Here is a 24,927-nt window from a genome sequence, read left to right as displayed (position 1 = left end):
TTTACTGCACCTGCACTTTTCCATTCTCATCAATCTGCACGCCGTCCGAAAGCCCCTGTATCTTCTGGTAAAACGCCTCTTTCTTCCCCACATCCAGCTCTCTCGTATATCCGGCAGATGAAGTTGCAGGCACAATCGAAAGCGCCGTCTCTCCCTGTGCATCTAGCGACGCCTGCACCAGCATTGTCTCCGGAATCGAACTTCCGAACACAAAATTTCCCAGACTGTACAGAATCCATTTTCCATGATACAGCTCAATCCCCTGCAGCACATGTGGATGGCTGCCAACCACCAGATCAGCGCCCGCGTCGATGTACTGATGTCCCATCTCCCGCTGGTACGCCTCTGGCTGCGTGTTCCGCTCGATACCCCAGTGGACATAGACAACCAGATAATCACACTCTTTCTTTACCTTCTGGATCTCCTGCACGACCGAAGCCGTGTCATACGCCGAAAACATGCCCGGATGCGACGATCCTGCCGCCCATCCGCCCGTCGGAAAGACGCGCGACGCGCCCAGAAAACCAATCTTTTTTCCATTTTTCTCAATGATCTGCGGCTGTTTCGCCTCTTCCAGATTTTTTCCCGCCCCAACATGCAAAATCCCGGCACTGTCCAGCGTATCGCACGTGTCCAGCAGTGCGTCCGTGCCGTAATCTAGCGCATGGTTGTTCGCCACCGTCACGATGTCTGGTCCGATCTCCTGTAAAATAGACACGCGGGACGGCGATACCCGGAACGTAAACTGTTTATCCGCCGCCTGTGTTCCCCGGTCGCTGAACGGAAATTCCAGGTTTGCCATAAAAATATCAGACTCCGCGATCGTCTCCCGCAAGCTCTCTCCGAGGACGCCACCGATACCTCCCACACGGTCGTAGGCATTTAAAACATGGTTGGAAAAATAGATATCTCCGGCAAACAGAAGCGAACACTCATTTGAATCATTTTCTCCCGGTTCTGACTCAAGTTTGCCGGATTCACCCTGCCCCTGCATTTCCACCCTCAGTTCCGCGCCATCTACCTGTTCTGACTCCACCTGCCCGTCTATATCTGTTTCCGGATCAAGCGTTTCTTCCGATACCGTTTTGTCTTTTGGCTCCAATGAGATTGTCTCTTTCCATATGGAACCTCCCGCCTGGCATCCGCCAAGCAAAAGCGTCATTCCTGCCAAAATTGTCAAATTTCCAATTCTGGATAAAAGAAATGCCGTCCGGTATCTGAACGGCATTTTCGTGCATTTACTAAAAAATGTATGCTTCATTTTTCCTCAATCAATCGCAGCTGTCCGGCGTTTTCCACCTTTCCAGCTGTCATCACCCACTCTTTCTCCCTACAGTGTCATAATGATTCCGCCGTCGCCCGCATATACGGTTGCAACGCCAGCCGTATTCGTGATCACTACCTCACGGAAGTTTGCCCGTTTACACATGATCTCTTTCACGTGCTCAGCACGTTCCGGGTTATTACAGTGTGCGATCACCAGACGTTTGCTTGTGGTATCGCCGCCCTCTTTGCACGCAATCTCCGCCATCCGGTCGAGCGCCCGGGTCATGCCGCGCGCCTGATCAAGCTTGATGATCGTACCGCTGTCCGCGCCCATAACCGGCTTGATATTCAGCGCCGACGCGATAAAAGCCGTCAAACCGGTCAGACGACCATTTTTCTTTAAGAAATCAAGTGTCTCAATGACGAAATACGTGTTCATCGAATCCCGATATGCCTCCGTCTGCCTGCAGATCTCCTCAAACGGAAGACCTTTCTCGCACAGATCCCGGATGAACAGCGCAATATTTAACTCGCCCGCCGACGCCGACAGGGAATCAATGACTGCAATCTTCTTCCCGTCCGTTCCGTTCTCTTCCTCATAAAGGCGTTTTGCCAAAGCCGCCGAGTTGTAGCAGCCGCTCAGATGGTTCGAAAGCGTTACCACGAAAATATATTCTGCCTCGCCCTCAAATGCTTCCTTGAATCTCTCCGGTGAAGGGCACGCCGTCTTCGGGCACTCGGGACTTGCCTTTACCTTTGCCAGAAACTCCTTCTGGTTAAATGTCTCATCATCCGTTACCTTGTAATCCCCTATCTGCAGGGTCAGCGGAATCATCTGAAAATGCGGATCCAATTTCAGTTCCTCCGTCAAATCCATGCAGCTGTCACCAATAATTTTATATAACATAACGTCCTCCCGTTACGCAATTCACATCACGTAGTATTCATTACTATTTATTATAGTAATCACACAGTAGGAAGTCAAGCATAATCCAGTGAAATACACGACAAACACGTGAACAGCGTTACTGTTCACGCACACGTGCCCAGTAACAGATTTTACCGTGGCTTCGCATTTAAATACAACTAATTCCTGCTGCCACCACGTTATCTTACGGCACTTTCACTTCCAAAAGTGCCTGCTTGTGAACAGCAACTGACCACCACATCATCTCGACAAGAAAAACGCCATCGTAATCAAACTTACCAGAATAAATGCCACTGTCCCGAGATTCCCATACATTGCCCCACATATATTGCGGAATTTCACACCCTCTGGGAGTGCCCCATCGGACAGCCGGATTTTCCGGAAATTGAAAATCAGCAGAACAAACGCCCCGATGATCGTGCAGCCCATAAACCCGGTCATCAGAAACGTGATAAACAGCGGCAGCAGCGTATCCTGTGTTCCAAGCATCGCTATCACTAACGACCAGCTGTTGATCAGAATATGCAGCAGACAGTTATAACGCATCCGTCCCGTCTTCACCGCCACATATCCCAGAACCACGCCAATCACCGCCGCATAGAGAAACTGCGTCACATTTCCGTGCATCAGACCAAACATCAGCGCCGTGTAGGTGATAGCCGCCTTATCGCCAAAACGGCGCAATCGGTTTAAGAGTTTCCATCGAAAGATATATTCCTCAATAATGGGTCCTAAAAACCCTACATATAAAATCATTACCGGCGAGAGCGAATCCAGCATCTCGTTGACCGGGTTCATCGCGGATGCATCGCCGCCGCTACTTGCCGCCACCGCATCATTGATTGCATTTCCCAGCAGGTTAAAGATAGTTCCAAATCCCTGTGCCAAAATAAAAAACATACAGAACTGCAGGAAACTAATCTTCATTTTCTCTGCCCGTTCTTCCGGGACAAGGCGCAGAATTAAAAATACGAATGGAAGAACCAGCGCATATATGACCAGCGTGCTTCCGCCGTCCTCATACCACGCTGCATTTACCATCCGGTTCAAAAACGTACTGATCACGCCTCCGTCCGCCCATACGTTGCCAGCCACTTCCAGAAGTATGCTGACAAGCACCGTCATCACGCTGAAAAATGCCAGCGCCCAGCCGAGGGCATTGCAGACACGGCGCACCTCGCGGCGGCAGGTTTTTCGGATTTGTTTCGGATTCTGAACCGCATTCTGCAGCTCAGGTTCCGTTTGCAGACCATTTTCTTCTGCCTCCCGCTGCCAAAGATCCGATTCATTCCATTTTCCCTCTCCCATTTTCTCTCCTTCGTCATTCAGGTCTTTCATTCCCAGAAAATACCTGTTTTATCTTCCGGCGCTTTCTATCACACGGCGCGCCTTTTCCTCCTCTGCTTTCTGCACATAAAACAGATATTCCCGTTCCGATGCCGCATTTTCTCCCGCACTTCCCAGCCTCGCCCGCTGATTGCCGGAAAGCACGCCCGCTTTCAGACGGTTCTGCACCTTGACCTGATACTCAATTCCCGCCTGTTCCAGCTGCTCCCGGATCGCCGCCTGCCGTTTCATATCAAACGTCGCGCCAACCTGTTTCCATCCTCCGATTCCAAACATACACGCACCTCCCCGTCAAATCTGAAAAAACCTTGCTAAGTGCTCCTATTCTATCATAAATACTAAATTCGTGAAATAGTGAATCCCATTTGCTCTCTTACGACAGGTAATAAAAGAGCTGCCACATTTACGTGCAGCAGCTCCGTTATCATATCATATATGATATTTTAACATATTTTCCTATATAAAACAGTCCTAAACCAGACGCCCTTAGTTCAGCATCATACCCATAATCTCATTCGACCGTGCGATAAACTTCGTCATGCGCTCCGGTGTCAGGGAACCGTGGCTGAGCTGTGCCAGGTCGTAGAGCTGTTCGCAGATCTTCGGCGTATTCTCGCCATCCGTGTGCTCTAAGACGTACTGAACGAGCTTGTTGTTCGCGTTGAGTACCAGCACCTGACCGCTGCCGCCGAACATCGACGCGTCCATGCCCATGTTGTACATCTTCATCATATCCTGCATACGGCGTGTTTCCTCCGACAGGGTGATCATCGAAGAAATCTCAGCATCCTTCAGCTTCTCAACCTTTACCTGCAGCTTATCATCGCCCAGTGCTTTCTTGAAGGTCTCTGTCAGCGTCTCTTCCTGTTTCTTGAGCGCTTCCTTGTCCTCTTCCTTCACTTCCTCGCGCAGCGTGTCATTGACATCGGCATCAATACGCAGGAATTTCAGGTTCTCATGCTTCTGCTCTTCCTGGCTGATGAATGGATTATCAATGCTGTGAGACATGATGATCGCATCCTGTCCGTTTGCCTTGAACATGTTGATGTACTGGCTCTGCTCTTTCTCATTTGTTACATAGTAGATCTGGTTCTCATGACCTTCCTCTTTCGCCTTATCCATGCAGTCTTTCAGCGTCAGATATTTTCCGTCCAGGTTCTTGTAGATGATGTAATCATCCATCTTCTCAGCAAATTTCTGATCCTTTAAGCAGCCAAATTTGATAAATGGAGCGATATCGTCCCAATATTTCTCATAGGTCTCACGGTCTGTCTTGCACATACCGGTCAGCTTGTCCGCTACCTTCTTGGTGATGTAATCGGAAATCTTCTTTACAAATCCATCATTCTGCAGCGCACTTCTCGATACATTCAACGGCAGATCCGGGCAGTCGATCACACCCTTTAAGAGCATCAGGAACTCCGGAATGACCTCCTTGATATTATCCGCGATAAATACCTGGTTATTGTACAGCTTGATGGTGCCCTCGATGCTCTCATACTCCATGTTGATCTTCGGGAAGTACAGGATTCCTTTCAGGTTGAACGGATAATCCATGTTCAGGTGAATCCAGAACAGCGGTTCCTTGTAATCCATAAATACCTTGCGGTAAAATTCTTTGTACTCTTCCTCGGTGCACTCGTTCGGATGCTTGTTCCACAGCGGGTGAATGTCATTCAGTGCCACCGGACGTTTCAGGATCTTATATTTCTCGGTTCTCGGAGATACCTCCACGGTCTCTTTCGTGCCGTCCTCTTTCTCCTTTTCCTCGGTCTTTGCTTCCTCGACCACCGTCTCAACGATGGTGTCCTTATCGGTCAGCTGATCCTTCTCGATCGTCTCATACTCCGGCTCTGCCGTTGCATTTTTCAGGTAAATCTCAACCGGCATGAAAGAGCAGTACTTCTGGATGACTTCACGTGCGCGATACTCATTGCAGAACTCAGTGCTGTCTTCATTTAAATAAAGGACAATCTTGGTACCATTGCCTTCCTTATCGCCCTTATCCATCGCAAACTCAGTGCCGCCCTCAGACTCCCAGTGAACCGGCTCTGCGTCTTTCTTATAAGAAAGAGTATCGATCGTAACCTTGTCCGCTACCATGAATGCAGAATAGAAACCTAAACCGAAATGACCGATGATCTGGTCTTCGTTTGCTTTGTCCTTATATTTTGCCAGGAAATCCTGTGCACCGGAAAATGCGATCTGGTTAATGTACTCTTCCACTTCCTCGGCAGTCATACCGATACCATTATCCTCGACGGTAATCGTCTTGTCCTCGGAATTGACGGTAACCTGAATCTTATACTCCGTCTCCCCCGGCTCCTCATACTCGCCCATCAGCGCCAGCTTTTTCAGCTTCGTGATCGCGTCGCATCCGTTGGAAATCAGCTCACGATAGAAAATATCATGATCGGAATAAAGCCATTTCTTAATGATCGGGAAAATATTCTCGCTGTTGATTGATAAACTTCCTGTTTTTGCTGCCATATCTATACACTCCTTTTGATTGCAAAATACAGTGGATATCCGCTCCCGGAAATGGAGTCTGGCAGTTTCACTCTGCCGCGTCCAATCCTGCTATCCAGCTACATAAATATACGCTTGTAAAATTCTTTTTTTGTGATTTTCCATCACCGTGACTCTTATTTTAATACCAGCGTTCCAAGATGTCAATAGAAAATTAGCACTCATTTTTGTTGAGTGCTAATAAATTTTAAAATTCTCCGTCTTGCCAATAAGAAGTCACTTGCGTCCCCCTCCCGCCTGCGATAAAATAGAATCTACGTTATTGTTTCTACATTACACAGAAAATAACGAATTTACCATCTCAGCGAGGACACATATGATTGCCTGCAATATCTGTGATATAAAATTATTTACCAAGAAACTGTTCATCGGAGAGACATTTGACCGCTTTCTGCTCAAGGAAGCGGAGATCGTAACGTTCAACACCTTCTCCATCGACGGACGCGTCCATAAAAGCTTTTATTCCGAAGAAGAGCGTGCCGAGGGGCAGATTGAAGAATATTCAACCTGGAAAACTCTGCGCCCGTTCTGTTTTTCCCTCATAAAAGGAAAAAAGCTTCCGGAGCGCTTCTCCATCATTTTGAAGCTTCCGAAAGCTGCCACCGAACAGTTTCTGACCGCCCGCAAAAGCCAATGGCTCCCGGAGCAGGTCGGCGGACTGTTCTTAAATATTCATTATGAAAACCAGCATTTAAGCTGTGTCACCGGGCTGTCGCTCAACCAATTTACGTTAGACAAGACGCTGGAACGCGAGTGGGACGAGTCGATCCGGACATTTTTGCGAAAAGAAGAGCTGCCGTTTGAGGAATAACGGCAGCCCTGTTTTATCGGAATTTCCAGTTACACATCTTCGATTAATTCTCCCAGAGAATCAGTCCATTGTCATTCAATGCCTGTTCGATCTTTTCAATATTCTTCATGGATTCCGGTGCGGTCCGTCTTCCCAGTTCACTCATGAGCGCCTCCGTTACCAGCATCAAAGCAGTATCACCGCTCGGATGGTTCACAGAATTCGTATCAATCACTACATCTGCGATCTTTACCAATGGATTTAAGCTTGTATTTGTGATCAGTATCATCGGGATTCCCAGGTTATGTGCTAACTCTGCCACACGAATCGTCTTTTTCGTACATGGCCAGACCGAATACACTAAAAGCACATCCTTCGGCGTCGTATTGATTGCAATCCGGTCATAGACAAACTCTTCCTCCCGGCTGAGCTGGCGGATATGCGGATAAAAGCGCTCTGCCACATATTCAAAATACAGCGCCAGCGCCTTGCTGGAACGCATTCCCAATATATAGAGCTGATCTGATTCCAGCATCAGCTGGATTGCCGCCTCAAACTGGGAAATGTTTGACGGCGTACAGAGATTTTCAAGCACCTGGATTCCGTCCGCGATCGCATATGGAACGTATCCCGGCTCGCCGTCTCCGAGGTACGGGAAAATTCTTGCCGCAGGCTACGGTACGGCGTTGTATTTTTCAAAAGCGATTCCTGTGCCAATGCTTTCTTAAATGTAGTGTAGCTGTCAAAGCCCAGAAGCTGTACCAGACGCATGACCGTCGTGCTTCCCACACCCGCATTTTCCGCCAGTTCCGCCACCGTCATCACGCCGATCTTTTCATAATTCAGCGCCAGATAATTGCAGAGAATTCTCTGTTTTTTCGGTACGGCGTCCTTGATTTTTATGATCTGTTCCAATACTTCATTGCCCATCGTTTATCCTCATTCATTCCAAGATTCTCACTCGATTTTCGTTTGGTTTTATTATATACTTTCCTTACAAATTCGTCAATTTGACATTTGTTTTTCGTCAAAGCAGACAAATTTCGGAGGATTTCTTTGTAAAAAAGGTAAATTTTATTCTTTATTATTGTATTTTGGTTGATTTATTCCTTTACAAATTCTATAATCATATCATAAATGTCGTTTATGGAATAAATATTCTATTTTAGGAAAGGGATACTCAAATGCAACAAACTCGATCACCTTACCAAATCGCCATGCTCCAGATGAACTGCGATTTGTTCCATGTTTCTAATAATCTTGACAAAGCAGAGAAACAGATCCGGGAAGCAGCCGCTCACGGGGCAAAATTGATTTGTCTGCCAGAGGTATTTAATGTCGGCTATCTCGGCACCTGCATCCCAGATATGATGAAGCTCGCCGAAATCGAAGATGGACCTTCCTTGACACGGATGCGTAGTCTGGCAAAGGAACTTTCAGTCTTTATTCTGGCTCCGATTCTTTTTTCCACCCCATCTGGAGTCGAAAACTCTGCTTTTTTGATCGATGATACCGGCACGATTCTCGGGCATTATTCAAAAACGCATCCCGTCGGAGACGAACGAACTTATCTGCAGCGCGGCACCCAGTACCCGGTCTTTGAGACAAAACTCGGAAAGATCGGCGTCGTCATCTGCTACGACGTATGCTTTCCAGAAACCGTCCGCCTGCTGACACTGGCCGGTGCCGAACTGGTTTTAGTCCCGGCCGCATGGCGCGCCAGCTACTATTTCAAAGAATGGTGGGATTTAAACCTTGCGTGCCGTGCCCTGGACAATCTTGTATACATAGCCGCAGTCAACCGCTGTGGATTGTCCGGCGATGAGATCTTCGCAGGAAAAAGCCAGCTGGTAAGTCCTATTGGAGAACGGATTGACAGCTGCGGCGTCCAGGAAGAAGCTATTTTATATGGAAGCGTTGATTTAAACCGGATTGCAAAAGAACGTGATTTTAATACCGTTCTGACCGACCGCCACCCGGAGGACTATCGTCCTATCTGGGATACACCCTACAAGGAGGAATCATAAATGACTGATAAAAATGCTAAAAATGAAAACTCAAAAATTCGCATCATGACCTTTTTCCCGCCATTTATTATTCTGGTCGCGTTCCTTGTTTTAAGCCTTGTCGATCAGGAAACTTTTCTGGGAGTCATCAATAATATCAACAACTGGATCATCAAAAATCTCGGCTGGGCTGCCAGCATTCTCGCCCTTGCAATCGTAATCGTCGCCGTTGTTGCCATGTTTTCCAAATTTGGCGATGTACGAATCGGCGGTGAGGACGCCAAACCAGAACTGAGCAATTTTTCCTGGTTTACTATCGCCCTTACAACGACCATGGCAGCCGGTGTCCTCTTCTGGGGACCAGGAGAACCGATCGCACATTACGCGTATCCGCCGACCGAATTATACGGCGTTGAACCTTCTACCAGCGGTTCCCTGAAATTTGCCATGGAAACCATGTTCCTTCACTGGACGATCGTTCCGTATTGTATGTATACGGTTCCGGCTGTTGTATTTGCTTTCATGTATTATAACGCAAAAAAGCCGTATTCCATCGCCAGTGAAGTTTCCCCTCTTCTGGGCGACCGCTGCTACCATCCTCGCTGGATGCAAACCATCGACGCAATCACCTTATTTGCCATCGGCGCCGGTATGGCTGGTTCCGTCGCACAGGCATTCATGAATATTTCCGGCGGTATCTCTAAAATATTCGGTCTTCCGTCTAATGCCCGACTCTGGTTTATGGTTGGCATCGTGGTTGCAGCCGTTACCGTTGCAACTGCTGTTTCCGGTATCCAGAAAGCCATGAAGCACGTTTCCAATATCAATGTATACGGCTTTGCCATTTTCCTGATTTTCCTGCTGGTATTTTCAAATGCCTCCTTCCTGTTCAACCTCTCTACCGAGGCATTGGGTGGTTTCGCAGGTACCTTTATTGAACGTATCTTAATCACCGGTGAATCCGTTGGAACCCAGTGGCCGCAGTGGTGGACCACGTTCTACTGGTTCAGTTGGATGGCATGGGCACCGACCTCCGGAGCTTTCATGGGACAGATCGCTTATGGACGCAAGGTAAAACACGTTCTTGGATTATATGTAGGTCTTTGTGCTTCTGTCAGTGCTATCTGGATGGTTTTAGTCAGCGGTACTTCCCTGTGGGTACAGACCTCCGGACTGTTCGACCTCGTTGCATCTTATGACCGCGGTGTTGAAAATGTTCCTTATGATATGTTAGGCGCACTTCCACTTGGAAATCTGATCATCCCGTTATTCGTGGTTCTGATCTTCCTCAGCACCATTACCGCCTGCAACTCCAACTGCATCGCCATGGCTGGTATCTCTACACAGGGCATCAACCCAGACTCCCCGGACTCCCCGATGTGGTTAAAGCTTGTATGGTGTGTCGTTCCGATGGCAGTCGGCTATATCATGATCGCAACCGTTGGTGTCAATGGTGTCAAGATCATCGCAAACTTCGGCGGAATGTTCGCCGCCCTCATCATGATCGGCGCAACCGCCAGTCTGGGAATTCTGATTAAAAATTATAAGAAATTTGACAAAACAGACGCTGGCAGTTCTGATAAGGCATAGCCTTTCAAATTAAAAACATTCACATAAAATTTAAAAACATAAAAAATAAAGAAACCTCTGCAATTCTTCCTTGATTACAGAGGTTTCTTTAACATATATTTCCTATATTGAACCATTTATCATTATATCATAAGTACTAAATTCAGCTTTCGCCTTTGGCTCGGCTTCATTAAGTGCTTAGATATGACTCGCACTAAGTTCGAAAACACCTCACTAAGTGCTCATATTATATCATATTGAAAGGGATGTCATGAAATTTGCACAAACTAATCCAATCTTGGGAGCTATCCTATACAATTTCTTATTCGGTATCTCTTATTTACCGCTAAAAATCTTAACTGCACGCCTAAATGGAGATACTGCACTACTAATTGCGCTTCGTTTTGCAATCTGTCTTGTGATACTTTACGCCTTAAAACATACCGGACGAATTCATCTGCGTTCTCTTCGTGATATGGGCATATCTATTCTTCCTATCTGTATTTTCCAGCTGCTTAATGGCTTTTTTGAAACCACCGGCATGTGCTTCTATCCTTCTGGGAAAGCAAGTGTGGTTCTGGCATTAATCCCGCTAATTACCACCTTACTTGCCATTCCGTTTTTCCATGAAAAGCCCTCTGCAGGACAATTTTTCTTTATTCTTCTTAGCTTTTTAGGTGTTTTCATTGTTGCCGGAAATTCTGAGGATAAAGCTGCAACCGTATGGGGCTTTTTCCTGTTGTTGATGGCTGCCTTTATGTCCTCCTCCTTAAATCTCTGTATCCGGAAGCTCGGAAACCATCTGACACCTCTGGACATTACCTATGCCATGAGCTTCGCTATGTTTGCTATTTATGGAAGTATTTCTCTGATAAAGCACCTGGTTTCTAACGAGCTCACCGAATTATTTCGTCCGCTCTCGGATCCTGTTATCATCGGCTGCCTTCTTGCCTTATCCATTGGCTCCTCACTTTATGCATCAGCACTGCGGAATGTAATTTTTACCCATATGACCATGGCTACTGCATCCAGCTTCAGCGGCATCTCCACTGCTACAGCTGTACTTACAGGCGTTATTATTCTGAGAGAGCCTTTCGGCTTCCGTGAATTCTTTGGTCTTGTACTCGTACTTCTGGGGATCTGGGTGTCAATGCACTTCACCATAAAAATGGGAGATTTTCTTCCTCCCATCATTCTCCTTTATTTCACCTACATTAAATAAACTTCCGAGGCGAATTTTCTATCAATAAAAAATGTGTGGCTATTCATTTTCATGTCCAACCACACATTTTTTCATAATATACGAAAGCTTATTTACTCATAACTTCTGCTTCGCCTTCCCGAAGCTCATTCATCTTCTCCTTATGTACACCAAAGCATTTTGCACATATCAGGAAAAGTACCACCGCTATTCCCGTCTCAATCGCACCAACTGCAATACATCCCATGGAAACCGCCAAAATTGGTGTAAATGCAATGATAAACACCTCAATCACGGACTGAAGCGTGTACGAATATCCATAATCATTTAACGTTCCGCTCTTTCCTTCCGGGTCTACAATTCGAAGCAGCGTAACACCAATTGCCACAACACCCGTTGTCCATCCAAATACAAAAATAGAACGCTCAAACCAGAAATTTCGGAACAGCTTCTGTCCAACTACAAATACTAAAAACAGGGAGGTCAGCAGTCCTAATACACATAAAAGTAAAATCGGACCTGCAAATTCGAGTACAACAGAAATAGAAATAGATGCCACACCAAAGCCAACCAGATAATCGGTTACCATCGAACCAATCCGTCCTTCCACATGCTCATCAATACTGTCTTTAAAACGAGTATGCCCTATAATCGTGTTAATAATGACACCAAATATCATTGCCAGGCACATAACCGGTAATTCTACATTCGGTAAGAACTGTTTATAAAAATCGTAGAACTTATAACCACACAGTGTTGCAGTCAGCGTGAGTGCAAGATGAAATGCCAACGGATCCATACTCATTGGATTGATGGTTTCTTCTCCCATCGAATTTCTCTTACCTACTGGAACGATTCCTGTGCGGCACTCTTCCGGAAGAGATTCCGCTTTTTCTACCAGACGTGTTCCTCCATGTCTGGTTGCATAGTTAATACAGGCAATTCCTACAAACAAACCAACTAACAGGCCCACGGTTGCAAACGTCTGCCCCAGTACAACGCCATCTTCACGTCCCAGTGAATTGTTAAGTGCCGTTCCAATCGTTGAAGCATAGCCATGTCCACCGCAAAATCCAGATGGCATCAGCAGGGCAATTTCTGTAAATACATTTGGAAACAAAATTTTCATCAGTGCGCCGCCTACCAGCAGTGCAATACCAAAACAGAAAAATTCAGCTCCCATATTGACACAAAAGGAATCGCCCACCTTTGTCAGAATCTGTTTTACATTGGTTTTATCTTTTTTCCCCAGGAACAAACCGCCAAATAATACACATACCAGCATATAAGCATAACTTCCTATTTTACCGCTCCACGGAATCACGTTTAAAAACTGCGGTCCCAGGACAAGTCCCATCAGACCTGCCAGAACAGACGCTGGAATATAAAACATCTGCAAAAATTTTATACGGGAACGCAGGAACTGGGCTATAATCAGCAGCAGCGACATAAATGCAAAATCATATAGAAACGACATATTGGTATATTCCATAGATATCCTCCTTCCAGTACACTATATTATCCCTTACCTTCTTAAAAGTACTTCTCGAAAGAAATAAAAAGGTCAAGAATTCTTATAAGTAAACTTATAATTGATTTCTGACCTTTTTATTTTTTCATATTCAATTATCAAATTTACTATAACTCTCCCAGCACCTTCCGGGGCACCGTATGCGTCATCACATAAATCTCATCTTCCGTGATTCCCTCATCCAGCAATGTCTGCATAAACAACTTCATCGCTTCCACCGGGTGTTCTCTTGAAGTCTGCCCCCGATCCGTTACCATAAAACAGTGTTCTGCTCCGACTACCCGGATATGGTCTGCCATCTCCTGCGCCGTGCATTCCTTTTCTGCCACATTATACCAGCATTTTTCAATATAAACGCCCAGAGCTGCCAGCTGTTTCTGCGTTTTTACATCGACACGCGTCCGCGGAAATTCTGGATGTGTCAGAACCATACGGTTTCCCTGCCGGATTCCCTCCTGACACAGGAGAATACTTTCCTCCGGGCTGATGTGCCCGGTCGCGACTGCCGCATCATACTTTCTGGCAATCCTCAAAATCTCCAAAACCTCCGCCCTCAGCTCCCCTGTTTCGGTCAGGATAGAGATTCCAGAGCGGTCAAAGAAATCTCCCGGCATATTCCCGGAACACAAAGAGTTCTTTGCGTCCCGGGTCGGCATCCACACGATACGGCATCCGCGCTTCATCGCATTTTCAACCGCATATGGATTGAGTCCTCCGACTGGCCAGTTTAACACCAGACCGCCATAGGCTTTCGTACACGAAGCACAGTGGATATTAGCCAGAATTGCCCGCGCAATCGTGGACTCATAGTGAGATTTCAGCATAATTCCTGCCATTCCGGCTCTCCCGGCTTCTTCTAACAGCCCGTAATCATCCAAAACTCGATGAAAGGGGGACGGGGCTGCGTGCATATGGAGGTCATACGCTCCCTGCATTAAATATGCAATCTCTTTTTCTCTGTCCATAGATTATTTCTGTAAACCAAACTGGAATGCTTTCAGATTCTCCTTGTAGAATGCTGCCAGCGCGTCAGCCAGTGCCTGGAACTTCGGATCGTCGTCGAACATCCACTCATTGTGCTTGCCATCTACATAGTATAACTGCTTCGGCTCCTGTGCCAGACGGTATGCTTCTTCCGCCTCTACACGCTGATGCAGCTCGTTATAATAGCCATGACCTACAAAGACAGCACGCGGTGCGATTCTCGGAAGCAGGTCTTCTACGTTGAAACGGATGAAGCTCTCGCCGATTGCGGTGCTCATCGGGGTCGGGAACTCCTCGCCGTTATCCTTGTTGACAGAATCGCCGATACCGCCGTTGATCTCTTTTAATACATGGTCTGTATAGAAATCGCCGCTCTCTGTGATGTTCGGATAATCGGTGTACGGATGCATCAGAACCGGATCGTTGGTTGTAATTCTCTTGATACGGTCTTCTCTGAGGCGTGCAACGCTCTTTCCAAACTTATCATTTCCCATGCCGTCACGCATCCAGCGCTCGCCATTTACAAAGCTGTTCAGGGTTGCAATCGCTTTTACTTCCTTGTCACGCGCTGCAACGGTTACGCATACAGCACCGCCGACACCCCATCCAAGAAGTCCGCAGCGTTCCGGATCTACTTCCGGCTGAATCTGCATAAAGGTAAATGCGTTTGCCACGTCTTCAACCTCTGTCTCAAGGGTTGTGTACTTCGGCAGGCATGGATGAACATTCTCACTCGGCTTAAATCCTCTGTAATCGAAGCCCATGCATACAAATCCTCTTGCTGTTAAAGCTCTTGCAAACAGTGCCGGATAGCACTTATTAACGCCGGTCCATCCAGAGTTACACAGAACTGCTGGTCTCTTCTCGCCCTCTTTGTAATCATCCGGGAGATAAATATCTCCTACCATCTTTGCGCCTTCGCTGTAGAATACAACTTCTCTTGTTTTCATGTTGAAATCCTCCATTTCATTTAATTTGTTCTTTTTTGTCGTTTATGGAATTTTTGTTCCTTTTGTGATTTTATATTAGATCATGTTGCAGAATTTGTCAACCATATTTTCGAAAAAAGAATGTATTTTCCATTTTGTATAGTTTTAGCTTCCTGTTTTTGTTGATTCGTTCCAAATCTTGAAACAAAAAAGGATGCACGACCACTTCCAACTCCAGTCGCACATCCTTTTTCTATCTAATCTTCATTTTATTCCATCATCAATGTGTCGCCACATAATATCCCAGCGTTGCCGGGACTGCCTTATTCTGGTTCCAGATCGCCGGATATTCCGAGAAAGATACCGGGCAAGTGGAACGTCCTACCTCGATCGTGATACCAGGGATGCCTGCTGCCTGCTGCAGCCAGTCCTTCAAGCCGCCGACGCCCTTGCTTCCAAGAACGGAATAACCATTCAAGGCATGAACAGCGTTTGCCAGCGCCTTGGACTCTGCCGCTTTCTGGTTGTTCTGCGTATCCCAGTAAATCACATTTCCCATCGCATGATAGTTGATAACCGCATTGAATCCCGTTCCCTGAATCAAGTTCGCGATTGCCTGGCTCTCCGGCTCTGACAGTGGGTTGGTTCCCTTATAACCATTTGCAGACGGATGGGTTAAAGACACATTGATTCCCTCCCAGTTTGCCGCAAAGTTATAGTTCAGATCGACACCGCGTGCATTCGCCTTCCAGCGTCTCATATACTCTTCATAGCTGACCGTTGTCCGGCTGGATGCCTTGTCCGCCGCGTACGCCGCCTGCATCGTCTGGCGCAGTTCCTCCGACTGGATACCATTCTCGCCCATCTGGCTGATCGTGACTCCATCCGGATTCAGCATCGGCACAAAATGAAATGCCACCTGTCCCAATATGTTAGAAAGCGGCTGCGTCATATAGGTACCATTATTCGTAAATCCAGCTGCCAGATACTCGAGCTGCTGCATCATCAGCGGTACAACGATATACTCTCTGGCATGAATCGCCCCCTGGAACAAAATCTTCTTGGATGCGTTCGGATTGCCGACAATCACATCGTAGATATCACGTCCGTCCGCCGATTTTCCAATCGATTTCACGGTCACTGTTCCCGGATAACGGCTTGCCAGCGCCGAAATATCGTTTACCATCTGGCTATAGGAATACTTATCCACCGGATTGACAACCGGATTGGATAACGTCTGATTATAATAGGAATTATCCGCCTGCTGTCCCGCATTCGCGTTCGTGGTTCCCGGACCGCCCGGTCCGATCACTGGTGCTGCCGCTGCCGGATCATCCGCCGGTCCTGCATACGCTGTAACTGCCGATAAGCTGCTGCACACAACTGACAGGGATAAACAAGTTGCCAAAGCGCCTTTTCGCAGCAGGCGCTGAATTTTATTTCGTTGACTCATTCTCATGTCTCCTTCTAGCCCTTTCAAACTCTTACAAACAATGTTTCTATTATAGATTTACCTCTGTCGAATGTCAACGAACTGCACAAAACTGAAAGAAAAAAGAAAGATACTTTTTCCAATTTATATTTTACTTTAACTTACCTAAAATCAGCACCACTGCCGTAATAATCAGGACAACGACGAAAATTCCCGCCATTCCTTTTCCCATAATTGCCAGCGAAATCAAAAAATTATTCCACATCCGATATTTTCCTCCATCTCAATCAGTGCAATGGCTGTCTCTTGATTTTTCATCATTCAAGTGCAGCCTTCCTTTTCCATTTTATCTGCCCGACAGACCTATATTACAAATACTGGCTTACCAGCTTAATGACCAGTCCGCCCGCGATGACCGAGGCGATCTGCCCCGATACATTGGCGCCGACCGCATGCATCAGGATAATATTTCCCTTTTCCTCCTCCATCGCCAGCTTCTGCACCACGCGTGAGGACATCGGGAATGCGGAAATGCCCGCCGCACCGATCATCGGATTGATTTTCGTCTTCAAAAACAGGTTCATAAATTTAGCAAACAGCACACCGCCGATCGTATCAAAGATAAATGCAATCAGACCGATTCCCATAATCAGAAGCGTGTCAATCCGCACAAACGCGTCCGCACGCATGCTGAACGAAATCGTGATGCCAAGCAGCAGGGTAATCAGGTTTGCCAGCTCGTTCTGTGCCGTCTGGGAAAGTGCCGGAAGCACGCCGCACTCACGGATCAGGTTTCCAAACATCAGAAATCCGACCAGCGCCACCGATGCTGGAGAAATCAGTCCGACAATGATAGTAACCACAATCGGAAATACGATCTTGGTCGTTTTGGACACATTTTTCGGACTGTAGGTCATGTGAATCTGGCGTTCTTTTTTCGTCGTCACCAGACGGATCGCAAATGGCTGGATGATTGGCACCAGCGCCATGTAGGAGTACGCCGCCACCGCGATTGCGCCCACATAGTTGGAATGCATGATCTGGGAAACCAGAATGGAAGTCGGTCCATCCGCCGCACCGATGATTCCGATCGACGCCGCATCCCTGAGTTCGAATCCCATCAGCGATGCCGCACAGATCGCAAAGAAAATGCCAAACTGCGCCGCCGCACCAAATAAAAACATGATCGGCTGTGACAGAAGCGGTCCAAAGTCAATCATTGCCCCGATTCCGATAAAGAGCAGAATCGGAAGCGCCTCCGACGCGCCGATCGTCGTCTCAAACAGCCACTGTATGATACCCGGTGTCTCCCCGATGCCCTCCGTCACCTGATTAATGACGCCGGATAATGGCAGGTTTACCATGATCGCGCCGAATCCCATCGGCAGAAGCAGCGCCGGTTCGTATTCCTTTTTGACCGCCAGCCAGATCAAAAGCCCGCCGATCAGATACATCACAAACTGCTGCGGCGTGATCGCCATGACGCCTTCCCATAAAAATTCCATGTTGTTCCTCCTGTTAATTTTGTTTTCCTTCATAAATATTCTGTTTCCTGGAGCCCCTTGCCAAGATACACCTGCTCTGGCAGCTGTCTTGCTTCGCGCCAGACATGCATCCATAAAAGAATGTGCCTTGGCACATTCTCGCGCCGAGCGCGGTCGCTTGCGACATGTTTCTGCTTCGCGCGAGTGCGCATCCTCGCGGAGCGCTTTTTTGTTTCATAGAACTCAATTTCCTATGAAAACAAAAAGACTTTCAGCATACGTTTCATCCACATATGCTAAAAGTCTTGTTCCTCACATTTGAATCATACGGCACACGCTTTTTGTTACAAAAGCACACTGCCATCTGACTTACACAAGGCATGTAACCATGAGGTTTACTATCCTCAGGGTCTGTTGGTTACATGGTTATAACTACTCCCTTTTAACGCGATCATCATATCATACGGTTTTTTCCCCGTCAAGGTCAAACTGAGTATTTTGTGTTAAGAAAATGAAAAGCTACGAAAACACGAAACCTGCTATGCTTCCGCCGGCATATTGACACCCGCGATCTTAATATTAACTTCCAGAACCATCAGACCGGTCATATTTTCAATCGCTGTCTTTACTTTGTCCTGCACCTTTTCACTGACTGCCGGGATGCTGTAGCCATATTTCATATTTAAGGACAGATCCACAACCACATGATCCTCGGTTACGGTCACTTTCACGCCCTTGCTCAAATTTTTCATGCCGAGCTTTCCGACCAGTTCATTTGTGATATTGCCAGCCATCGAATCGACACCGTCTACCTCGGTCGCTGCCAGACCTGCGATGATCGCCACTACCTCATCGGCAATTTTCACTTCTCCAATGCGGTCCTTTTCATATACGATATGTGTGCTTCTATCTTCTGCTTCTCTCGCCATTCCAAATCCCTCCTGACCACTTCCATGTACGCCCGGAATCTTCTCTTCCCACAAAAAACAGATGCTCGAATACTTCCAGAAATACATTTCAATTAAGTGTTTTTATTATACCAAAAATACAGGAGTTTGCAAAGGCATTTCCGGTTCGAATCTCATCCGAGTTACTGTTCACGCATACGTGCCCAGTAACGGAATTTGCCGTGGCTTCGCATTTTAATACGGCAAATTCCTGCTGCCACCACGTTTTCTTACGGCACTTTCGGTTCCAAAAGTGCCTACCCGTGAACATTAACTCATCCGAACTTCCTCAATCTCCCAGGTTTAAAAGGGAAATCACGATATTTTCCGCCGATATCTCGGTTTTCCGTTTTACAATATCCTCGATCTGCGCGCGCTGCGGATCTGTGATGGACGGCGCGTTGACAACGACATCCACTTTTCCATCCGTGATGCTGACAACCGGATCGGCAAATCCTTTCGCCATCAGAAGCGTTTCCGCTGCATTTTCCTTCTCCGCTATCGCATTGAGTGCCAGCATATCCTGAACGGCTGCCTCTTTTGCCGACGCATCCAGATTTTCATTGTTAATCAGGGCATTCAGCGCTTCGCGGTTCTTGGCGCGGATCTGTTCACGGCTGAGCTGTACATTGCTATGTACTCTGCCACGCCGGTTCCGCCTGTCAAAACCGCCTCGCCCGGGTTATCGACTGCCGGATTGTCCGCAGATGCCTCCTCTCCGTCCGCCGCTCCCTGCGCTGTGCCCTCCTCACTGCCTGCTGCCAGCGGATCGCCCTCTCCCGGATCGTCAAGACTTGCAATCTCCTCATATTCACCGTCCGCCACGCTTCCAGACACCGCCTGATTTTCCGAATATATATCGCTATCTGAAATCTTGGTCGCCCCCGCTTCATATGTATCCGCCCCCGGCAGATCAGATTTTCCCGCATAGTTGAGATACCCCGCCGCCGCAATCATGATCGCCAGCGTCGTGATGATGATTTGATTTCTCCTGAAAACGCGTTTCATCTTCATTCTCATATTTGCATACTCCTTTATTCCACCCGCTTTAATACTTTTATTTTATGTGCCGGCAGTCCGAATAATGCCTGCATCGCTTCCGAAATTTCCTTCTGTACCGACGCATTTCCTCCTCCCTGTGCGCTGATCACGATACCGGAAATCTCCGGTGCCAGCTCTTTTTCAACTACCGGTTCCCCGCTGCCTGAACTTCCCGCCAGCACGGTGCTCTCCCGCAGCGATTCATCCGCCTGCTGCCGCGTACCACCCGAAGAATCCGTCTCCGAGGTGGCCGACCGGCTTCTCTCCTTATCCACCCGCAGCACCTTTTCCGAAGAAGAAAACAGAGTCAGCATCACATCCACCTCACCCACGCCGTCCACCTTCTTTAAAACGTCCCGGATCCGCTGCTCCAGGCGAAGCTCGTAGATGCGGTTCGTGTCCTGCCTGGATGCAGTGCCTGACAGACCTGTTTCGACATCCGAACCACTCTCTTCTGAACTTCCATTTTTGTCCTGCCCTGCTCTATTCCCAGAGTTTGTTCCTGTTCCACTCTCCGCCCATCTTTCCCCTGACTGCCAGACTCCCGTCTCACTCGTCTTCTTCCCAAACGGCGCATATAAGATCAGAATTGCCAGCCCAAGCACCAGCAAAATCAGCCATTTTTCATTTCGTTTGACCCATTCCCTGTCAAGGTTCCATCCTGACTTCCACATGATCCGCCTCCACCTGATAAAACGATGCCAGCCGCTGCTGAAGCTCCCAAATCTTTTCCCCATTCATCCAAGAAACTGCCTGCGCGGCGGCGGGTTCTCCCTGCTTCTGCTCCTGTTCAAGTGAAATTTCAATCGGGGAAATTTTTTCTATTTCAATCATCGAACTCGGATCCTCCCGTTCCGCCGCTTCCATCCCCGCCTCACTTCCCGCCACATACACCGTCACACTCCGCACCGAGGCAAATTGCTCCGACTCCGGATCTTTTTCCAGCTCTACGTCCGCCTTTTCCACGGAAAATCCCGCTTCCGCTGCCACCCGCACTGCCTCCTTGGACGCTTCCGCCTCATACTGGCTCAAAACCATATTTCTACGCCGCACCTCTATCTCATCCATCTCACTTTTCAGCTCGCCCGCTTCATTTTCAAACGAAAGAGATGTAAACAGATAATTCAGCCGCTCCTCCAGACGCAGCCCGTCCGTCAGCGGCTTCAGCACAATCAGAAGCAGGATACAGCCCGCAAACAGACGGATATATTTTTCATACTTATGTGCGGGCAAAAGCCCGGTCAGAACGGTCAGAAACACTAGATAACTGACGATATTCCCCGCCCAGTGAGTAATTACTTCCATCTTCTACCCCGCAAAATAAGCCGCGTTCGTGCTCGCACACACCACCGCGATCGAAAGCGCAAATAACACCACCGCCGAACCAGCTACTGCCAGCAAAAAATAAAATCCTTTCGCCACTGCGCCGACTGCCTCCACCACCCGGCTGTCACTGACCGGCTGCAAAAGCGCCGCGCTTCCCTGGCACCCCAGATAGAGGATTAAAAGTTTCAAAAGCGGCAGAAGCGACACCGCCGCCAGCACAAGCACTCCCCCGATGCCCACCGTATTCCGGATCAGGACGCTGCTTCCAAGAAGTACCTGCGACACTGCCGCCGCGCCCTGTCCGATTCCCGGTATCAGGCTGACCGCCCGCCGCAGCGCCGTCTGGCGCACCGAATCTGTATACGGCGCAATCATTCCCTGCAGCACATGAAAGCCAGCACCACTCCCAAAAGCGCCTTGCTGCCCCAGCGCATCCCCTGTTCCAGCAATTCCAACGCTTTTGAAAACAAATCCTTCGAGCTTAAATGTCCCGCCAGCGACAGCAGGACATACAACTGGGTGCATGGCAGAAACAACTGTAAAAACACCCATTCCGCCACATTGACAGAAGCAAGTGTCCATGCATATCCGGCTGCTGCCGAGGTACTTCCCCCGGAAAAGGAAACAGCCAGAAAAAAAGCAGGAACCAGCACCCGGACAAATTCAAAGAGCTGCTCCAACAGTGTCCGCGTGATCCGCACCCCATTCAAAAAACTGGCGGCAAGCAGTGTAAAAATCAGAAGATACGTGACATAAAAGCCCATCTCCGATACCTGACTGTCGGCAAAGAGACCCGAAAAGCTGGCGAACACCGCCCCTAAAATTCCCAGAAGGATGACCTGCCCCATCCATCTGCCATTTTCTGAAATTTCCCGAAATAGGGCTGTCCGGCAGAAATCCATCAGCATCCGAACCACACTCTGATAATTGCCAGAGAGAAGCATCGAAAGGATTTCCCGGAATGAAAACCCCGGGACTGCCGAACCTCCCGCTTCCCTTAAAAATGCTTCGATTCTGCTTAAATCCAGTGAGTTCAGAAGAGAATCCATGTTCTCTCCAGAAACACTGAAATCCGAATCTTCAGATATCTTTTCACCATTTGCCGCCGACACCGTTAAATGATTTCCTGCCATCAAATATACACTCAAGAATATAACGCTCACTGCCCGCACAACCATCTTTGTTCCCACCGTCACCTGCTCTCACCATCTCTCCGCTTTTCTGCACTTACCACTTCCCTACGCCAAAAACTGCTTCACCGTCTCCAACAATGCCAGCAGAATCGGCATACTGACCGCCAGAATGGACAGCTTCGCAAATATCTCAATCTGTGTTCCCAGCGAACCGTACCCGGCATCCTTGCAAATCCCGGAGGCAAATTCGGCAATATAAGTGATTCCCGCCATTTTCAAAAGCGCCGACAAATACACTGGACTGATCCCGATGCAGGATTCCATCGTCCGAAGTGTTTTCAGAATCACTTCCAGCTTTCCCGCCGCATAGAAAAAGAGACACAACCCCGCCGCCATCACAATGTACGTCCCATACTCGCTGTCTTTTCCCTTGAGCTGGACTGCCAGAAGAACTGCCGTGATCCCAAGAACCGATACGGTTAAAATTGACATTTTTTACCGTCCTTCCCTGCAATGTACTCTCGGAGTCTTTCCCGCACTCGCTTTTTCGGCTGATTTTTCGCCAGCTGCACCCGAATTTCATCAACATACGCCTCAGAAATTTGGGCTAAACTGACAAAAAATCATCTCACAAAATCAAGCATAGAAGGATTCCGAGAGTACATTACAACGCAAACAATTCCTTCATCGTCTCAAACAATTGATAAATATACGGCACCATCCAGAACAGTACCAAAAGAAGACCCGCAAGACTTGTGAGAAATGCCTGTTCCTCCCGCCCGCTGTGTTTGAGAATCTGGCAGAGGACGGAAACCAGGATACCGACTGCCGCAATCCGAAATATTAGATTAACTCCCATTTTCTTCCCCCACTTACATCAACAACACTGCCAGAAACAGCCCGCCTAGTATCCCAAGCCCCCAGCACAGCCGTTTCTTCTCCGGCTCTTCCCGCCGCAGCTGCTCAATCGCCCGTTCCAATTCTTCCAGATACAGTGCCAGCGTCTTTTGCTGCATTTCCAGATCGAGATATCCGATGCTGTTTCCAAACCGGCACATCAGCTCCCATTCCTCTGTTCCTAACATCGGACGAATCCCCTGCTCTTCCAGAACCGCTTCCCAGATACTCCCAAACGGACACTCTGGATTCGCTTCCAGCCGCTCTCCTGCCACCAAAAATAGTTTTCCCGCTTTTCCATCCCCGCGTGCCCCCGCCCGGCACAGTGCCAGAGGAAGAACTGCCTGTGTATACCCAATCTCTCCCTGCAGTCCCGCGGCAATCCGTTTTACTTCCTCCAAAAAACGCCTCCGGCCAATCAGGCGCAATGCCTCACCCCCGCCAATCCCCGCACACGATACACATACAAGGCAGATTCCAAGCAATTTTATCCACATATGAGCTCCTCGCCAGCTGCATCATATACCGCCTCCACCGTTCCCGGTCCGCGTCTATTTCCCAGCACCACATACCGCTCAAACCGTTTTTCTTGCAAAAAAGAGGACAAGCCCGGTTTTTCCCGGATGTCCTCCATCGAATTTCCATGTACGGTTGCCAGAATCCTGCAGCCACAGTTCATCACATAGCGAAGCGCCTCCAAATCATTCTCACCGCCGATCTCGTCCACCGCGACCACCTCCGGTGCCATCGAGCGGATCAACATCATCATTCCCTCCGCCTTGGGGCAGGCATCCAGCACATCTGTCCGGCAGCCAACATCATTTTGCGGGATTCCCTGATAGCAGGCGGCAATCTCCGAACGTTCATCCACCACCCCGACCGTCTGCGCCCTCACTTTTCCACCATGCTGCTTCCTCATCTCCACCATTTTTCCAGCTTTATTTTCATGTCCTGCACCTGCCTTAGACCGTTCAAAGCTCCCCCTCAAAGCAGAGCCCCTATCCTTTCCCTCTTCTCCATCTGATACCATCCGGATCAGATCCCGCAGAAGTGTTGTTTTTCCGCATCTCGGCGGTGCAATCAGAAGCGTATTCCGGATACTTCCCGTCCCTGGATCCGTCAAAATCGACCGTATTTTTGCTGCACATCCTATCATCTGATGCGAAAAACGGACATTTAAAAAGGTTATCGGATGAATCGCCTTTATATGTCCGTTTTCCAGTATCGTCCTTCCAGCCACGCCAATCCGGTGTCCGCCCTGCACGGTCAGAAACCCCTGCCGGATTTCCTCCCCGTAAGCATAGAGGGAAGAACGAGCCGCGCATTGCAGCGTCTCGTCCACATCCTCCCGGCTGACCCGGAATCCACTTCCGGCTGTGTACTCTTTATTTTTATATATGTAATACAGCGGCGCGCTAACCCGCAGCCGTACCTCTTCCATTCCATCCGCCTCAAGCGGAAGCGCCAGAAGCTGCTCCCGGATATTCCGGGAGAAAAAATGAAACAGCGCCCTCACATCCTGCTTTGATTGTTCCTCCTTCATCAGCCCGTCCTCCTTACCTCAATATATGAAGGACTGGCTAAAAT

25 protein-coding genes and 1 pseudogene are annotated in these 24,927 nt (G+C 48.2%); 4 read left to right on the top strand and 22 right to left on the bottom strand.

What is annotated here, in order from left to right; translation table 11 throughout:
- Position 1 precedes the first annotated feature (1 nt).
- The 5 genes from DWX76_RS10180 to htpG form a co-directional block, all read right to left on the bottom strand.
- Positions 2-1,261, bottom strand: a complete 1,260-nt coding sequence (locus tag DWX76_RS10180) for a CapA family protein (RefSeq protein ID WP_243022531.1) — start codon at positions 1,259-1,261, stop codon at positions 2-4.
- Positions 1,262-1,330: 69 nt separating this feature from the next.
- A complete protein-coding gene (locus tag DWX76_RS10175) occupies positions 1,331-2,173 on the bottom strand; it encodes a DegV family protein (RefSeq protein WP_118570600.1) in 843 nt (280 codons plus the stop codon).
- 261 nt (positions 2,174-2,434) lie between these two features.
- Entirely contained in the window at positions 2,435-3,502 is a 1,068-nt protein-coding gene (locus tag DWX76_RS10170) for a type II CAAX endopeptidase family protein (protein ID WP_182429770.1), read from the bottom strand.
- Positions 3,503-3,550: 48 nt separating this feature from the next.
- Positions 3,551-3,817: a hypothetical protein gene (locus tag DWX76_RS10165; RefSeq protein ID WP_117796879.1), complete on the bottom strand. Its 267-nt coding sequence runs from the start codon at positions 3,815-3,817 to the stop codon at positions 3,551-3,553.
- Between the two features lie 210 nt (positions 3,818-4,027).
- The gene (gene htpG, locus DWX76_RS10160; RefSeq protein ID WP_118492490.1) at positions 4,028-6,031 is read right to left on the bottom strand and encodes a molecular chaperone HtpG; all 2,004 of its coding nucleotides are present in this window, start codon (positions 6,029-6,031) and stop codon (positions 4,028-4,030) included.
- A 355-nt stretch (positions 6,032-6,386) separates the two neighbouring features.
- On the opposite strand from htpG, the gene DWX76_RS10155 reads away from it, so the two are divergent.
- Positions 6,387-6,881: a DUF5721 family protein gene (locus tag DWX76_RS10155; RefSeq protein WP_107001332.1), complete on the top strand. Its 495-nt coding sequence runs from the start codon at positions 6,387-6,389 to the stop codon at positions 6,879-6,881.
- Between the two features lie 43 nt (positions 6,882-6,924).
- Here the strand turns inward: DWX76_RS10155 and DWX76_RS10150 are convergent, their stop codons facing one another.
- Together DWX76_RS10150 and DWX76_RS10145 are read right to left on the bottom strand one after the other, a co-directional pair.
- On the bottom strand, positions 6,925-7,455 hold the full coding sequence (locus tag DWX76_RS10150; protein ID WP_147353853.1) for a MurR/RpiR family transcriptional regulator: 531 nt from the start codon (positions 7,453-7,455) through the stop codon (positions 6,925-6,927).
- Complete coding sequence (locus tag DWX76_RS10145) at positions 7,395-7,790, bottom strand: MurR/RpiR family transcriptional regulator (RefSeq protein ID WP_118492494.1); 396 nt, start codon at positions 7,788-7,790, stop codon at positions 7,395-7,397. Before DWX76_RS10145 ends, DWX76_RS10150 begins: the two co-directional genes overlap by 61 nt.
- 254 nt (positions 7,791-8,044) lie before the next feature.
- Here DWX76_RS10145 and DWX76_RS10140 point away from each other — a divergent pair, with 254 nt between their 5' ends.
- From DWX76_RS10140 to DWX76_RS10130, 3 genes are all read left to right on the top strand, one after another.
- A complete protein-coding gene (locus DWX76_RS10140) occupies positions 8,045-8,887 on the top strand; it encodes a carbon-nitrogen hydrolase family protein (RefSeq protein WP_233430262.1) in 843 nt (280 codons plus the stop codon).
- Entirely contained in the window at positions 8,888-10,456 is a 1,569-nt protein-coding gene (locus tag DWX76_RS10135) for a BCCT family transporter (RefSeq protein ID WP_107001330.1), read from the top strand.
- 250 nt (positions 10,457-10,706) lie between these two features.
- A complete protein-coding gene (locus DWX76_RS10130; RefSeq protein ID WP_118492498.1) occupies positions 10,707-11,657 on the top strand; it encodes a DMT family transporter in 951 nt (316 codons plus the stop codon).
- Positions 11,658-11,745: 88 nt separating this feature from the next.
- Here the strand turns inward: DWX76_RS10130 and DWX76_RS10125 are convergent, their stop codons facing one another.
- From DWX76_RS10125 to DWX76_RS10050, 15 genes and pseudogenes are all read right to left on the bottom strand, one after another.
- Complete coding sequence (locus DWX76_RS10125) at positions 11,746-13,128, bottom strand: sodium/glutamate symporter (RefSeq protein WP_107001328.1); 1,383 nt, start codon at positions 13,126-13,128, stop codon at positions 11,746-11,748.
- A 146-nt stretch (positions 13,129-13,274) separates the two neighbouring features.
- Positions 13,275-14,102 (bottom strand): DUF6282 family protein, encoded by an 828-nt coding sequence (locus DWX76_RS10120; RefSeq protein ID WP_270228527.1) that lies wholly within the window; start codon positions 14,100-14,102, stop codon positions 13,275-13,277.
- Between the two features lie 33 nt (positions 14,103-14,135).
- Positions 14,136-15,101 carry an alpha/beta hydrolase gene (locus tag DWX76_RS10115; protein ID WP_107001326.1) on the bottom strand — a complete coding sequence of 322 codons (966 nt, stop codon included), beginning with the start codon at positions 15,099-15,101 and terminating at the stop codon, positions 14,136-14,138.
- Between the two features lie 259 nt (positions 15,102-15,360).
- Entirely contained in the window at positions 15,361-16,533 is a 1,173-nt protein-coding gene (locus DWX76_RS10110; protein ID WP_107001325.1) for a M14 family zinc carboxypeptidase, read from the bottom strand.
- Between the two features lie 347 nt (positions 16,534-16,880).
- The gene (locus tag DWX76_RS10105) at positions 16,881-18,017 is read right to left on the bottom strand and encodes a sodium ion-translocating decarboxylase subunit beta (protein ID WP_118570597.1); all 1,137 of its coding nucleotides are present in this window, start codon (positions 18,015-18,017) and stop codon (positions 16,881-16,883) included.
- A gap of 518 nt (positions 18,018-18,535) precedes the next feature.
- Positions 18,536-18,925: an Asp23/Gls24 family envelope stress response protein gene (locus tag DWX76_RS10095; RefSeq protein WP_118468531.1), complete on the bottom strand. Its 390-nt coding sequence runs from the start codon at positions 18,923-18,925 to the stop codon at positions 18,536-18,538.
- A gap of 307 nt (positions 18,926-19,232) precedes the next feature.
- Entirely contained in the window at positions 19,233-19,526 is a 294-nt protein-coding gene (locus DWX76_RS15140) for a SpoIIIAH-like family protein (RefSeq protein WP_412693878.1), read from the bottom strand.
- Positions 19,523-19,963, bottom strand: a complete 441-nt coding sequence (locus DWX76_RS15135; RefSeq protein WP_412693875.1) for a SpoIIIAH-like family protein — start codon at positions 19,961-19,963, stop codon at positions 19,523-19,525. Before DWX76_RS15135 ends, DWX76_RS15140 begins: the two co-directional genes overlap by 4 nt.
- Positions 19,964-19,977: 14 nt before the next feature.
- On the bottom strand, positions 19,978-20,658 hold the full coding sequence (locus DWX76_RS10085) for a stage III sporulation protein AG (RefSeq protein WP_118570595.1): 681 nt from the start codon (positions 20,656-20,658) through the stop codon (positions 19,978-19,980).
- On the bottom strand, positions 20,633-21,289 hold the full coding sequence (locus DWX76_RS10080; RefSeq protein ID WP_118570594.1) for a stage III sporulation protein AF: 657 nt from the start codon (positions 21,287-21,289) through the stop codon (positions 20,633-20,635). Before DWX76_RS10080 ends, DWX76_RS10085 begins: the two co-directional genes overlap by 26 nt.
- 3 nt (positions 21,290-21,292) lie before the next feature.
- Positions 21,293-22,218 (bottom strand): annotated as a pseudogene (locus DWX76_RS14500) (stage III sporulation protein AE).
- A gap of 330 nt (positions 22,219-22,548) precedes the next feature.
- Positions 22,549-22,935, bottom strand: a complete 387-nt coding sequence (locus DWX76_RS10065; protein ID WP_118570591.1) for a SpoIIIAC/SpoIIIAD family protein — start codon at positions 22,933-22,935, stop codon at positions 22,549-22,551.
- A 172-nt stretch (positions 22,936-23,107) separates the two neighbouring features.
- Positions 23,108-23,302 (bottom strand): stage III sporulation protein AC, encoded by a 195-nt coding sequence (gene spoIIIAC / locus DWX76_RS10060; RefSeq protein ID WP_022359269.1) that lies wholly within the window; start codon positions 23,300-23,302, stop codon positions 23,108-23,110.
- Positions 23,303-23,315: 13 nt separating this feature from the next.
- On the bottom strand, positions 23,316-23,837 hold the full coding sequence (locus DWX76_RS10055) for a stage III sporulation protein AB (protein WP_118570590.1): 522 nt from the start codon (positions 23,835-23,837) through the stop codon (positions 23,316-23,318).
- Positions 23,828-24,883 carry a stage III sporulation protein AA gene (locus tag DWX76_RS10050; RefSeq protein WP_118570589.1) on the bottom strand — a complete coding sequence of 352 codons (1,056 nt, stop codon included), beginning with the start codon at positions 24,881-24,883 and terminating at the stop codon, positions 23,828-23,830. Before DWX76_RS10050 ends, DWX76_RS10055 begins: the two co-directional genes overlap by 10 nt.
- Between the last annotated feature and the right edge of the window lie 44 nt (positions 24,884-24,927).

Source organism: Clostridium sp. AF21-20LB (assembly GCF_003478795.1).
Lineage (GTDB): Bacteria > Bacillota > Clostridia > Lachnospirales > Lachnospiraceae > Otoolea > Otoolea fessa.
The sequence above is the reverse complement of the archived record's forward strand: the minus strand, read 5'-3'. Positions and strand labels throughout refer to the sequence as shown.

Excerpts from the sequence above, each read along its gene's own strand:
- DWX76_RS10180 (WP_243022531.1), bottom strand. The coding sequence starts at position 1,261 with ATGAAGCATACATTTTTTAGTAAATGCACGAAAATGCCGTTCAGATAC.
- DWX76_RS10175 (WP_118570600.1), bottom strand. The coding sequence starts at position 2,173 with ATGTTATATAAAATTATTGGTGACAGCTGCATGGATTTGACGGAGGAA.
- DWX76_RS10170 (WP_182429770.1), bottom strand. The coding sequence starts at position 3,502 with ATGGGAGAGGGAAAATGGAATGAATCGGATCTTTGGCAGCGGGAGGCA.
- DWX76_RS10165 (WP_117796879.1), bottom strand. The coding sequence starts at position 3,817 with ATGTTTGGAATCGGAGGATGGAAACAGGTTGGCGCGACGTTTGATATG.
- htpG (WP_118492490.1), bottom strand. The coding sequence starts at position 6,031 with ATGGCAGCAAAAACAGGAAGTTTATCAATCAACAGCGAGAATATTTTC.
- DWX76_RS10155 (WP_107001332.1), top strand. The coding sequence starts at position 6,387 with ATGATTGCCTGCAATATCTGTGATATAAAATTATTTACCAAGAAACTG.
- DWX76_RS10145 (WP_118492494.1), bottom strand. The coding sequence starts at position 7,790 with ATGGGCAATGAAGTATTGGAACAGATCATAAAAATCAAGGACGCCGTA.
- DWX76_RS10140 (WP_233430262.1), top strand. The coding sequence starts at position 8,045 with ATGCAACAAACTCGATCACCTTACCAAATCGCCATGCTCCAGATGAAC.
- DWX76_RS10135 (WP_107001330.1), top strand. The coding sequence starts at position 8,888 with ATGACTGATAAAAATGCTAAAAATGAAAACTCAAAAATTCGCATCATG.
- DWX76_RS10130 (WP_118492498.1), top strand. The coding sequence starts at position 10,707 with ATGAAATTTGCACAAACTAATCCAATCTTGGGAGCTATCCTATACAAT.
- DWX76_RS10125 (WP_107001328.1), bottom strand. The coding sequence starts at position 13,128 with ATGGAATATACCAATATGTCGTTTCTATATGATTTTGCATTTATGTCG.
- DWX76_RS10120 (WP_270228527.1), bottom strand. The coding sequence starts at position 14,102 with ATGCAGGGAGCGTATGACCTCCATATGCACGCAGCCCCGTCCCCCTTT.
- DWX76_RS10115 (WP_107001326.1), bottom strand. The coding sequence starts at position 15,101 with ATGAAAACAAGAGAAGTTGTATTCTACAGCGAAGGCGCAAAGATGGTA.
- DWX76_RS10110 (WP_107001325.1), bottom strand. The coding sequence starts at position 16,533 with ATGAGTCAACGAAATAAAATTCAGCGCCTGCTGCGAAAAGGCGCTTTG.
- DWX76_RS10105 (WP_118570597.1), bottom strand. The coding sequence starts at position 18,017 with ATGGAATTTTTATGGGAAGGCGTCATGGCGATCACGCCGCAGCAGTTT.
- DWX76_RS10095 (WP_118468531.1), bottom strand. The coding sequence starts at position 18,925 with ATGGCGAGAGAAGCAGAAGATAGAAGCACACATATCGTATATGAAAAG.
- DWX76_RS15135 (WP_412693875.1), bottom strand. The coding sequence starts at position 19,963 with ATGAGAATGAAGATGAAACGCGTTTTCAGGAGAAATCAAATCATCATC.
- DWX76_RS10085 (WP_118570595.1), bottom strand. The coding sequence starts at position 20,658 with ATGTGGAAGTCAGGATGGAACCTTGACAGGGAATGGGTCAAACGAAAT.
- DWX76_RS10080 (WP_118570594.1), bottom strand. The coding sequence starts at position 21,289 with ATGGAAGTAATTACTCACTGGGCGGGGAATATCGTCAGTTATCTAGTG.
- DWX76_RS10065 (WP_118570591.1), bottom strand. The coding sequence starts at position 22,935 with ATGTCAATTTTAACCGTATCGGTTCTTGGGATCACGGCAGTTCTTCTG.
- spoIIIAC (WP_022359269.1), bottom strand. The coding sequence starts at position 23,302 with ATGGGAGTTAATCTAATATTTCGGATTGCGGCAGTCGGTATCCTGGTT.
- DWX76_RS10055 (WP_118570590.1), bottom strand. The coding sequence starts at position 23,837 with ATGTGGATAAAATTGCTTGGAATCTGCCTTGTATGTGTATCGTGTGCG.
- DWX76_RS10050 (WP_118570589.1), bottom strand. The coding sequence starts at position 24,883 with ATGAAGGAGGAACAATCAAAGCAGGATGTGAGGGCGCTGTTTCATTTT.